Below are 11,775 nucleotides of genomic sequence, written 5' to 3' on the forward strand. Positions count from 1 at the left end.
TGACCACGACTAACCGTTAACGGAACGGCGGTTCGTCGAAGCTGCGCAGTTTGCGCGAGTGCAGCGAGTTGAGTTCGGTGCGCAGCAGATCGACCGCTTCGATGCCGATCTTCAAGTGCTGGCTGACCGCGCGCTCATAGAACGCGTTGGCCGAACCCGGCAGTTTGATTTCACTGTGCAGCGGTTTGTCGGAAACGCAGAGCAACGTGCCGTACGGTACGCGCAAGCGGTAACCCTGCGCGGCAATCGTGCCGCTTTCCATGTCCACCGCGACGGCGCGAGACAGGTTGATCAACGGTCGTTCCTGCGCCCAACGCAATTCCCAGTTACGGTCGTCGTAGGTCAGCACGGTGCCGGTGCGCAGGCGTTTTTTCAGATCGTCGCCCTTCTCACCAGTGACATTCGCCGCTGCCTGTTGCAGCGCCATCTGCACTTCGGCCAGTGCCGGGATCGGAATGTTCGGCGGCACCACGCGATCAAGAATGCCGTCGCGACGCATGTAAGCGTGGGCCAGCACGTAGTCGCCAATGGTCTGCGACTGACGCAGGCCGCCGCAGTGACCGATCATCAGCCAGCAATGCGGACGCAATACCGCCAGATGGTCGGTGATGTTCTTGGCGTTGGACGGGCCGACACCGATGTTGACCAGCGTGACGCCGTGGCCATCGTTGGCGATCAGGTGATAGGCCGGCATCTGATAACGGTGCCAGACCACACCGGCAGCGATTGCCGAGGCTTCGCCGTGATCCATGCTCTTTTCGATGATCACGTTGCCGGGCAAGACCATGCGCACGAAACGCGGGTCGCTGCGCAACTGCTCCAGACCATGGACGATGAACTGGTCGACATAGCGGTGATAGTTGGTCAGCAGAATCCATGGCTGCACATGGCGCCAGTCGCTGCCGGTGTAGTGCACCAGGCGACGCAGGGAGAAATCCACGCGCGCCGCATCGAACAAGGCCAGCGGCAGCGGGTCGGTGTTTTCCCAATCGTACAGGCCGTCGGCGATGCCATCGGTGGCGGCGGACAGGTCGGTGCTCGGAAACACCCGCGCCAGCACGGCAGCGGTGACGCCGGAACCGGCGAGTTCATCGCCCTGCTCGACCACATACGGATACGGAATGTTTTGCTGGCTGACGCCGACTTCCACAGTCACGGTGAAGTCGTGCATCAACGGTACCAGCTGTTCAAGCAGATATTTGCGGAACGCCGCCGGGTGGGTGACGGTGACGCTGTAAGTGCCCGGCAGTTGCACCTTGGCGTAAGCGCGGGTGGTCTGCGGGACTTCGCCCTGGCAGTGATAGGTCAGACGCAGTTCGGGATAACGAAACAGAGCACGCTGCGCCGCGTCGGGCTCGACGCGATCTTTCAGGTAACGCTTGAGCGCCGAGTTCAGCGCAGTGGTGGCCCGCTCATGCAACTCGGCCAGACGATCCACGGCTTGTTCGGCGGTTTGAACAACAATAAACGCTTCGGTCACGATCAGCTTCCTGTGTTCTGACTTGCAGAGCTTCATCTTGCCTGCATCGTGGCGTCACGGGAACAGTGGCATGTTGGCAACCGCACAATATATGAACCCCCCCAATCCCTGTAGGAGCTGCCGAAGGCTGCGATCTTTTGATCTTGTTGTTTATAAGATCAAAAGATCGCTGCCTTCGGCAGCTCCTACAGGGGATTTGTGTGGGGTCAGAGGGCTTGGGGGGTTGAGCGGGCGACAAGGGCTTCGATGTCGAGGCCGCGTGGCAAGGCGCCGTAGGCGCGGCCACCACCGCTCAGGCGGCTGGCAATAAAGGCATCGCTGACGGCTGAGTTCCCGGCCTCCAGCAATAGCTTGGCCTGCAAACCGAGCGCGATGTCTTCAGTCAGTTGCCGCGCCCGATACTGAATGTCGCTCGTATCCTTGAACTGCGCCTGCAACTGTTGAATATGCGCGGCCAGGCGTTTGTCGCCGTGGCCATCACCGAGCTCGCTGAACAACACATCCAGCACACCCGGTTCTTTTGACAACGCCCGCAGCACGTCGAGGCATTGCACATTCCCCGAACCTTCCCACGTCGAGTTCACCGGCGCCTCGCGGTACAAACGCGGCAGGATGCTCTCTTCAACATACCCGGCGCCGCCCATGCATTCCGCCGCTTCGTTGATCATTCCCGGCGCGCGTTTGCAGATCCAATACTTGCCCACCGCTGTCACCAGCCGTGCAAATTGCGCTTCGTGGCGATCGTCCAGATGATCCAACGCCTTGCCCATGCGCAAGCTCAGGGCCAGCGCGGCTTCGCTTTCCAGGGCCAGATCGGCCAGCACGTTTTGCATCAATGGCTGCTCGCTGAGCAGTTTGCCGCCGACCTTGCGGTGCGCGCAGTGGTGGCTGGCCTGGGTCAGCGCCTGACGCATCAGCGAGCTGGAACCGACCATGCAATCGAAACGGGTCATCGCGACCATCTCGATAATGGTCGGTACGCCGCGCCCTTCTTCGCCGACCATCCACGCCAGCGCGCCACGGAATTCCACTTCGCTGGAGGCATTGGACTGATTGCCGAGCTTGTTTTTCAGGCGCTGAATGTAGAACTGATTGCGTGTGTCGTCTGGACGATGGCGCGGCAGCAGGAAGCAGCTCAAACCCTTGTCGGTCTGCGCCAGCGTGAGGAATGCATCGCACATCGGCGCCGAGCAGAACCATTTGTGCCCGACCAATTCATACGCCTCGCCCGGGCCACTGGTGCCGACCGGATAAGCCTTGGTGGTGTTGGCGCGCACGTCGGTGCCGCCCTGTTTCTCGGTCATGGCCATGCCGATGGTCACGCCGGCCTTGTGCGCCATGCCGACGTTGCGCGGGTCGTATTCCGTGGCGAGGACTTTCGGCAGCCATTGCTCAGCCAGATTCGGTTGCAGGCGCAGCGCTGGCACGCTGGCGAAAGTCATGGTCAGCGGGCAACCGCTGCCGGCCTCAGCCTGGCTGTGCAGATAACTCATCGCGGCGCGGGCGACGTGGGCGCCGGCCTGTGGATGCGTCCACGGCATCGAGTGCAAACCATGCTCGATCGCCGTGCGCATCAGCTCGTGATAAGCCGGATGAAATTCCACCAGATCGATACGATGGCCGTAGCGATCGTGGCTGACAAATATGGGTTTGTTTTGGTTGGCGAGGAACCCGGCTTCCATCAACGGCCCGCCGGCCAGCGCGCCATAGGCATCGATCCGCGACTCGGCCCAACCGGCGCCGAACCTGCGCGACCACTCCTGCAACGGCAGGTCGATGCGGTACAGGTTGGTGCCGTCCAGCGACGGCGGCTGGTTGGTGACTTCGTGGGTTTCGGCGAACTGATGCAGGTTCATGACGGGCTCCTTGGCTCTCCAGAAAGCTCAGTTAAGCACCGGCTCTCCGTCGATCAAAGTGTCATAGACGCCGAATTCGCGGCGCTTTTACCCTATCAGCAGCACAGCACCCGACGCTCCAGCGCCGACTGCAAATCCTCGAATTTCACTGGTTTGTTCAGGTAATCGACCGCGACGCCCGTGGCGCAGACCTCTCGATCGGCACCCAATGCGAGCATGAACACCGGCAAGTTCGCACAACCCGGCAGCGCGTGAATCTGGCAGCACAATGACGCGCCTTCGTGGCTGGGCAACTGACAATCGATCAGCACCGCGTCGAAGGTTTCTCGCCGCAGGCAGTCCAGCGCCGTCGCGCCGCTGTCGGCGGTGCGCACGCGGAAACCGAGCTTGAGCAGCATGCCGCGCATCACCAGTTGGTTGACGCTGTTGTCGTCGACCAGCAACACCGTGCAGTCCTGCGGCGCGCGAATGCAATCACCGCCAGGCGCAGGATTCGGCGCGGGCTCAACCACCGGCAATTCAAACTCGACATCCAGCTGAAAGCGACTGCCGCTGCCAGGTTCGGAACGGTGCGTGAGTTTGCCGCCGAGCAGCTCCACCAATTGTCGGCAGATCGCCAGACCAACGCCGAGGCCACCGTATTCGCGGGTCATCGAACCGTCGAGCTGGAAGAAACGTTGATACATCGTCGCCTCGCCCAGATCGGTGAAACCGATGCCGGTGTCGATCACCGCAAACGACAGCGCCAGACGATTGCCCGTCGACGGTTTGCCGGTGACCCGCAACGCCAGCCCGCCAACGCGGGTGAACTTGATCGCGTTATCCAGCAGGCATTCCAGGCATTGCGCGAGTTTGGCGCTGTCGCCGTGCAGACGATCAGGCAGGGTTGGCAGCACGTCGACCTTGAAGTCCAGCGACTTGCTCGCCGCGTTGCCGTCGAACTGCGCGCGCAACGATTCGACCACGCCACGCAAACTGAAACTGCCCGGCGAGGCCTTGAGCTTGCCCGCCTGCAATTCGGTGAGGGTGAGGATGCCGTTGACCATGCGCATCATGTCCCGCGCGGAACCGGCGGCGGTTTGCTGATATTGCTCCAGCTCCGGATCCATCTCGACGGTCTGCATCAATTCCAGCGAACCGATCACCCCGTTCATCGGTGTGCGCAGTTCGTGGGTCAGGGTCGCCAGAAATTCATCTTTGAGCTTGTTGCTGTGGGCCAGTTGCTGGTTGAGCACTTCGAGTTTCTGCCCAGCGTCATACAGGGTCTGCGCCTGTTGCTCGCGCATCGCGTTGATGCGGTCGGCCAGCGCCAGCGACAGCAGCGCCACTTCGATGGCCGAGCCGATCTGGCTGGCGTACATGGTCAGGAACACGTTTGGCAGCAGGCCGAGCACCATCAGCGTGTTGACGATACCGCCGAGCAAAAACGCCGACCAGGCAATGATGAAATACCGCGCCACCCGCAAACCGCGCCACCAGGCCAGAATCCCCGCGGCAAAAATCACCACGGTGAAGGTCAGCGCCAGCGTCGTCGCCAGGCGCAGGGCCAGGGCGTAACTGGTCATCAAGGACAGTCCGATGACCAGCGCGCCAAACGCGATCAGGCCGATCAAGACGCGATCAAGTCCACGGCTATGGGTTTTGGTCTGCAGGAAACTGCGCGCGAACTGGCTGCCGAACAGGCCGGCGCAACCGATGAAGAACGGTGTCGCGGCGTTGGCCCACCACGGATTGTTCGGCCAGAAGTACTCGACCGCCGCGCCGTTGACCGACAGTTGATAGAGGCCAAACGAGGCGATGTAGAAGATGTAATAGAGGTAGCTGGTGTCGCGCACGCTGAGGTAGATGAACAGGTTGTAAACCACCATCCCCAGCAGCACGCCATAAATGATGCCGAGCACATACAGGCGCACGGGTTGATCTTCGAGGTACGCGGTGCTCGACCACAACGTTACCGGTGCCTGGATCGAGCCTTGGCTGGCCAGTCGCAGGTACACGGTTTGTTGTTGGTCGGGCTCGAAGGCGAGATCGAACAGGTAGTTGTTCTGGCGGATTTCGCGGCTGGCAAACGGCAAGGCGTCGCCGGTCTGACGGATCAGCTGATAGTCGCCATTGGCGTCGGGCAAATACAGATCAAGATGGTCGAGCGGTGGGTAAGCCAGCTCGAGCAACCAGGTGCGCTGGGCGGCGGGGTTGCTCGGGCGGTAATGCAGATCAATTTTCAGCCAGAACGCCGAGCGCGAATAACCGGCATTGAGCGTGGCTTTGTCATGGGCTTTGAAATTGCCGGCAGCGGCCTGCGCGCGGACGTCGGCAATGCTCGCCTGACCACTTGGGTCTTCGAACACTTGCAGCGACCGGCCCAAAGGCAGGTTCTGGGTGAATTCGTCGAATTCGACGGCGCTCGCCATGAGGGGCAAGCAAAACAGCAACATCAGCAAATAGCGCATTGAAGCCCCAGCGTGGCTCGTCCGGTTATGTCAGGAAGCCCCCCCATTCCTTGAGTAGACGTAAAACCGGTATTACCTGTTATTGGTTTGGATCCAGACTAGCATAGCCGCTGCTGGCCATTGAGCACCATCGAAATTTTTCCTACAAAGGCTCTAGAACGGGCGTTTCAGAGCAAAGCAGCGGACTAGAGCTGTTGGGTTGGTCAGCTCACCCGACACCTGATGATGTGAATACCTTTGTGGTGAGGGGATTTATCCCCGACCGGCTGCGCAGCAGTCGTAAAATCAGCCGGCGCGGTGTGCCAGCAGAAATCGGGTTGCAGGGTTTGGGGCCGCTTCGCAGCCCATCGGGGATAAATCCCCTCGCCACAGTTATGGGTTCATCCGGTGCTGCAGCGTTGTCCGACAATCTGCTAGCAAACACCGTCAGGACTGAACCCGAAAATCAGCTTTGGTGGTAAGCTCGCGCACCATGAATATCTACAGCTCCCGCCCCGTTGTCCTCTGTCTCTCCGGCCACGACCCAAGTGGTGGCGCCGGCTTGCAGGCAGATATCGAAGCCCTGCTCGCGCAGGGTTGCCATGCGGCTCCGGCCGTCACCGCCCTGACCGTGCAAGACACCGTCAACGTCACTGACTTCCGCGTCCTCGACCGTGAGTGGGTACTGGCTCAAGCCAATGCCGTGCTCAACGATTCCGAAGTCGCTGCAGTGAAACTGGGCATGCTCGGTTCGCTGGAGATGGTCGACACCGTTGTCGAACTGCTCTCGGCGCACCCGCACTTGCCGGTGGTCTGCGACCCGGTGCTGCGCGCCGGCGGCGGCGGTCGCCTGGGCAAGGACGAAGTCGGCTATGCGATGCGCGAGCGTCTGCTGCCGCTGTCGATCATTGCCACGCCTAACCTTCCTGAAGCGCGCATCCTCGCCGAACTGCCCGAAGGCACCGCCGACGAGTGCGCTGAAAAACTCCTGCCGTTCGTCAAAAACCTGCTGATCACCGGCGGCCATGGCGACGAAACTGAAATCCACAACCGCGTGTACAGCCGCGACGGCCTGCGTGAAACCTTTATCTGCCAGCGCCTGCCGGGCAGCTATCACGGTTCCGGTTGCACACTGGCCAGTGCTTTGGCCGGTCGATTGGCTCAGGGCGAACACCTGGCCAGCGCCGTGCGCAGTGCTTTGGATTACACCTGGCGCACCCTGCGCGATGCCGAACAACTGGGCAAAGGCCAGTTCGTCCCGCGTCGCCTGCCGCTGGATTTCTGCTCGTAACGTCGTGAGGTCTGCCCGATGAAACTACGTGGCCTGTATGCCATTACCGACAGCGAGTTGCTGGCCGGCAAGTTTCTCTCTTATGTGGAGGCGGCGCTGGAAGGCGGCGTCACCCTGCTGCAATACCGCGACAAGAGCAACGACGAGGCCCGCCGTCTGCGCGAGGCCGAAGCGTTGCGCGATCTGTGCGAGCGCTACAAAACGCAACTGATCATCAACGATGACGCCGAACTGGCCGCGCGCCTCAACGTCGGCGTGCACCTCGGCCAGACCGACGGCCCGCTGTCGCCGACCCGCGCCCTGCTCGGTTCGAAAGCGATCATCGGCTCGACCTGCCATGCGCAAATCGCTTTGGCCGAACAAGCCGCCAAAGAAGGTGCGAGTTACGTCGCCTTTGGTCGCTTCTTCAACTCCAACACCAAGCCCGGCGCGCCGACCTGCAGCCTCGATCTGCTCGACGAAGCCAAACGCACGCTGCACCTGCCGATCTGCGCGATTGGCGGCATCAGCCTCGACAACGCTGCGCCGCTGGTAGCCCACGGCGTCGACCTGCTCGCCGTGGTTCACGGCTTGTTCGGTGCCGAGAGCACCGCCGAAGTGACCCGCCGCGCCCGCGCGTTCAACGAATTGTTCAAATCCTGAAGATTGAGAGCCCGATCATGTCTCGTTCCGAAACCCTGTTTGCCAACGCCCAGAAACACATTCCCGGTGGCGTGAACTCGCCAGTCCGCGCATTCAAGAGCGTGGGCGGCACCCCGCTGTTCTTCAAACACGCTGAAGGCGCTTACGTCACTGACGAAGACGACAAGCGTTATGTCGATTACGTCGGTTCGTGGGGCCCGATGATTCTCGGCCACAGCCACCCGGACGTACTGGACGCGGTGCGCAATCAGCTGCAACACGGCTTGTCGTACGGCGCGCCGACTGCGATGGAAACCGAGATGGCCGATCTGGTCTGCTCGCTGGTGCCATCGATGGACATGGTGCGCATGGTCAGCTCCGGCACCGAAGCAACCATGAGCGCGATCCGTCTGGCCCGTGGTTACACCGGCCGCGACAGCATCATCAAGTTCGAAGGCTGCTACCACGGCCACTCCGACAGTCTGCTGGTCAAGGCCGGTTCCGGCGCGCTGACCCAAGGCGTACCGAGCTCGGCCGGCGTGCCGGCGGCGTTCGCCAAACACACCCTGACCCTGCCGTTCAACGACATCGACGCGGTTGAAAAGATGTTGGCGGAAGTGGGCGACGAAGTGGCATGCATCATCGTTGAGCCGGTAGCCGGCAACATGAACTGCGTGCCGCCAGCGCCGGGCTTCCTCGAAGGCTTGCGTTCGCTGTGCGACAAACATGGCGTGGTGCTGATTTTCGACGAAGTGATGACCGGTTTCCGCGTTGCCCTCGGCGGTGCCCAGGCTTACTACGGCGTAAACCCTGACCTGACTACTTTCGGCAAGATCATCGGTGGCGGCATGCCGGTCGGTTGCTTCGGCGGCAAGCGCGAAATCATGGAACGCATCGCGCCGCTGGGCCCGGTGTATCAGGCCGGTACGCTGTCGGGTAACCCGCTGGCCATGGCCGCCGGTTTGACCACCCTGCGTTTGATCAGCCGTCCGGGTTTCCACGCCGAGCTGACCGACTACACCACGCGTCTGCTCGATGGTCTGCAACAGCGCGCTGATGCGGCTGGTATTCCGTTCGTGACCACCCAGGCGGGCGGCATGTTCGGTCTGTACTTCAGCGGCGCCGACGACATCGTCACTTTTGAAGACGTGATGGCTAGCGACGCGGCACTGTTCGGTCGCTTCTTCCACCTGATGCTGGAAGGTGGCGTGTACCTCGCACCGAGTGCCTTCGAAGCCGGTTTCACCTCGATCGCTCACGGCGAAGCCGAGTTGCAACTGACGCTGGACGCTGCCGAACGCGCCTTCGCCGCACTGAAATAATCGCCGTACCGCTGACGTTGGCTATCGCCAGCGTCAGCATTCACCTACATCCGCGCTGTTTTTCCGATGCTCCTGCTAAAAATCTCCCCTAAAGTGGGCGATATATTCCCCGCGCAGCAGAAAAACGAGTAAAGACTTTGTAAGGTTGGCCCTGCTTATTTCATAATGCGCGCTTATTGGATCCCTCGATGGGTCCGCGTGCCCTTCAGAGGTAAGTCGATTCCCATGAACCGCACCGGCCGCACCCTTGCCTTGGGCTGCCTGTTGCTCCTTCAGCCCCTGCTCGCGCATGCACAAGCAGGCGGCAACTCGTTGTTGATCCCGGCGATGGGTCGTTGCACCCTCAATACTCAGCCGCAAGACGTCACGCAGGCACTGGCCGCCTGCCAGAAAGCGGCGGACGAAGGGGATGCGCAAGCGCAATACGAGTTGGGTGAGTTCTACTACGACGGCAAAAATGCGCCGCGCGACCTCAATCAAGCCCTGAGCTATTTCGAAAAAGCCTCGTTGCAAGGCCACGCTCAGGCGCAGTTCAAACTCGGCACGATGTTCTTCCACGGTGAAGGCGTGCAGGCCAACAACATTCAGGCGTATATCGTGCTGAAGATGGCTGCGGTCAACGGCGCGGAAGATGCGCTGGATACGGCCGACGAAGTGTCCGAAAAGATGTCCCGCGAAGACCTTGAGACTGCCACGCAGGTGCTTGGGCAAATTTTCCGTAAATACCTGATGGAACTGCAGAGCGCCGATGGGCGTACGCCTTTCTCACCTCTTCCCTGATTTTTGCATCGACCTTTCTGACCTCTTCGCGAGCAAGCCCGCTCCCACATTGGAATGCATTCCCCTGTGGGAGCGGGCTTGCTCGCGAATGAGGCGACTCGGTCTTACGGCTTACTTCTCAGGCATCGGCATCGGGAACGGCATCACATTGCCGACCGCACCACGGGCTTCGCTGATTTTCGGGGTGCCCAGACGTTCCACTTCGTCGATGCGCACAATCGAATGCATCGGCACAAAGCTGCGTACCACGCCTTCGAACTGCGCCTTGAGCTTTTCTTCGCTCGGATCGACGACCACTTGCGTGCGCTCGCCAAAGACGAACTCTTCCACTTCCAGAAAACCCCACAGATCACTTTGATAGATCTGCTTGGCGTACATTTCGAACACCTGGCCCTGGTTGAGGAAAATCACCTTATAGATTGGAGCTTCGCGTTTGGTCATGGCGGGGGGATAACATCGGGGATAAAAATGAGGGCGCAAACTATAGCATAGCCTCCGGACGCACAGCGGTAGGAACCTGAGGGCTTGTTCCCTATAATGCCGGGTTCTTTGAATCACGTGACGACACTAATCCATGGCCAAGAAGCTTTACATCGAAACCCACGGTTGCCAGATGAACGAGTACGACAGCTCGCGCATGGTCGATCTGCTGGGTGAACATCAGGCCCTGGAAGTCACCGCGCGCGCGGAAGACGCCGACGTGATTCTGCTCAACACCTGCTCGATCCGCGAGCGCGCACAAGATCGCGTGTACTCGCAGCTCGGCCGCTGGCGCGAACTGAAACTGGCCAACCCGGACATGGTGATCGCCGTCGGCGGTTGCGTGGCCAGCCAGGAAGGCGCGGCGATCCGTGATCGTGCGCCTTACGTTGACGTGGTGTTCGGCCCGCAGACCCTGCACCGCCTGCCGGAAATGATCGACGCCGCACGCATCACCAAGCTGCCGCAGGTCGACGTGTCGTTCCCGGAAATCGAAAAATTCGACCATTTGCCCGAGCCGCGCATCGATGGCCCGAGTGCTTATGTGTCGGTGATGGAAGGCTGCAGCAAGTACTGCACGTTCTGCGTGGTGCCGTACACCCGTGGCGAAGAAGTCAGCCGGCCGTTCGATGACGTGATCGCCGAAGTGATTCACCTCGCTGAAAACGGCGTGCGCGAAGTGACGCTGCTGGGGCAGAACGTTAACGGTTATCGCGGCACGACCCATGATGGTCGTCTGGCTGATCTTGCTGAACTGATCCGCGTCGTCGCCGCGATTGATGGCATCGACCGCATTCGCTACACCACTTCGCACCCGCTGGAATTCTCCGACAGCCTGATTCAGGCCCACGCCGACGTGCCGGAATTGGTGAAGCATCTGCACTTGCCGGTGCAATCGGGCTCCGACCGGATTCTCGCGGCGATGAAGCGCAACCACACCGCGCTGGAGTACAAATCCAAGCTGCGCAAATTGCGTGCGGCGGTGCCGGGGATCTGCATCAGCTCGGACTTCATCGTTGGTTTCCCCGGCGAGACCGAGAAAGATTTCGAACAGACCATGAAGCTGATTGCCGACGTCGGTTTCGACTTTTCCTACTCGTTCGTTTACAGCCAACGCCCGGGCACTCCGGCCGCCGATCTGGCCGACGAGACCCCGGAAGAGTTGAAAAAGGAGCGTCTGAACGCGCTGCAACATCGCCTGAATCAGCAAGGTTTCGAGATCAGCCGACAAATGGTCGGCTCGACGCAACGGATTCTGGTGACCGATTATTCGAAGAAAGACCCGGGCGAGCTGCAAGGGCGTACCGAGAATAATCGTATCGTCAACTTCCGCTGCGACAATCCAACCCTGATCGGCCAGTTTGCTGATGTGCACATCGACGCGGCCCAGCCGCACTCGCTGCGCGGCTCGTTGATTCAGTAACACTACATTTCCCTTGTGGGAGCGGGCTTGCTCGCGAAAGCGGTGTATCAGCAACGTTTATGGTGGCTGACACGACGCTTTCGCGAGCAAGCC

9 protein-coding genes are annotated in these 11,775 nt (G+C 60.7%); 5 read left to right on the forward strand and 4 right to left on the reverse strand.

Annotated features, from left to right (window positions below; genetic code table 11):
* Positions 1 to 16 precede the first annotated feature (16 nt).
* The 3 genes from amn to GVL50_RS13995 all read right to left on the reverse strand — a co-directional run bounded on the left by amn (position 17) and on the right by GVL50_RS13995 (position 5,786).
* Positions 17 to 1,516: an AMP nucleosidase gene (gene amn / locus GVL50_RS13985; protein ID WP_162130776.1), complete on the reverse strand. Its 1,500-nt coding sequence runs from the start codon at positions 1,514 to 1,516 to the stop codon at positions 17 to 19.
* Positions 1,517 to 1,686: 170 nt separating this feature from the next.
* Positions 1,687 to 3,336 carry an acyl-CoA dehydrogenase family protein gene (locus GVL50_RS13990; protein WP_159813690.1) on the reverse strand — a complete coding sequence of 550 codons (1,650 nt, stop codon included), beginning with the start codon at positions 3,334 to 3,336 and terminating at the stop codon, positions 1,687 to 1,689.
* Positions 3,337 to 3,431: 95 nt separating this feature from the next.
* Positions 3,432 to 5,786 (reverse strand): hybrid sensor histidine kinase/response regulator, encoded by a 2,355-nt coding sequence (locus GVL50_RS13995; RefSeq protein WP_159813692.1) that lies wholly within the window; start codon positions 5,784 to 5,786, stop codon positions 3,432 to 3,434.
* A gap of 472 nt (positions 5,787 to 6,258) precedes the next feature.
* Between GVL50_RS13995 and GVL50_RS14000 the strand changes: the two genes are divergently transcribed.
* From GVL50_RS14000 to GVL50_RS14015, 4 genes are all read left to right on the forward strand, one after another.
* Positions 6,259 to 7,056: a hydroxymethylpyrimidine/phosphomethylpyrimidine kinase gene (locus GVL50_RS14000; RefSeq protein ID WP_007909650.1), complete on the forward strand. Its 798-nt coding sequence runs from the start codon at positions 6,259 to 6,261 to the stop codon at positions 7,054 to 7,056.
* A gap of 18 nt (positions 7,057 to 7,074) precedes the next feature.
* On the forward strand, positions 7,075 to 7,698 hold the full coding sequence (gene thiE, locus GVL50_RS14005) for a thiamine phosphate synthase (RefSeq protein WP_008081079.1): 624 nt from the start codon (positions 7,075 to 7,077) through the stop codon (positions 7,696 to 7,698).
* Between the two features lie 17 nt (positions 7,699 to 7,715).
* Positions 7,716 to 8,999 carry a glutamate-1-semialdehyde 2,1-aminomutase gene (hemL, locus tag GVL50_RS14010; protein ID WP_053124138.1) on the forward strand — a complete coding sequence of 428 codons (1,284 nt, stop codon included), beginning with the start codon at positions 7,716 to 7,718 and terminating at the stop codon, positions 8,997 to 8,999.
* A gap of 225 nt (positions 9,000 to 9,224) precedes the next feature.
* The gene (locus GVL50_RS14015) at positions 9,225 to 9,779 is read left to right on the forward strand and encodes a tetratricopeptide repeat protein (RefSeq protein ID WP_003228518.1); all 555 of its coding nucleotides are present in this window, start codon (positions 9,225 to 9,227) and stop codon (positions 9,777 to 9,779) included.
* 111 nt (positions 9,780 to 9,890) lie between these two features.
* On the opposite strand, the gene GVL50_RS14020 is transcribed toward GVL50_RS14015, so the two are convergent.
* Complete coding sequence (locus tag GVL50_RS14020; protein WP_003185742.1) at positions 9,891 to 10,220, reverse strand: DUF1820 family protein; 330 nt, start codon at positions 10,218 to 10,220, stop codon at positions 9,891 to 9,893.
* 133 nt (positions 10,221 to 10,353) lie between these two features.
* Here GVL50_RS14020 and miaB point away from each other — a divergent pair, with 133 nt between their 5' ends.
* Positions 10,354 to 11,682 carry a tRNA (N6-isopentenyl adenosine(37)-C2)-methylthiotransferase MiaB gene (gene miaB, locus GVL50_RS14025; protein ID WP_053124140.1) on the forward strand — a complete coding sequence of 443 codons (1,329 nt, stop codon included), beginning with the start codon at positions 10,354 to 10,356 and terminating at the stop codon, positions 11,680 to 11,682.
* Positions 11,683 to 11,775 lie beyond the last annotated feature (93 nt).

The sequence above is a fragment of the Pseudomonas sp. 18058 genome (assembly GCF_902706155.1).
In the GTDB taxonomy this organism is placed as follows: Bacteria; Pseudomonadota; Gammaproteobacteria; order Pseudomonadales; family Pseudomonadaceae; genus Aquipseudomonas; species Aquipseudomonas rustica.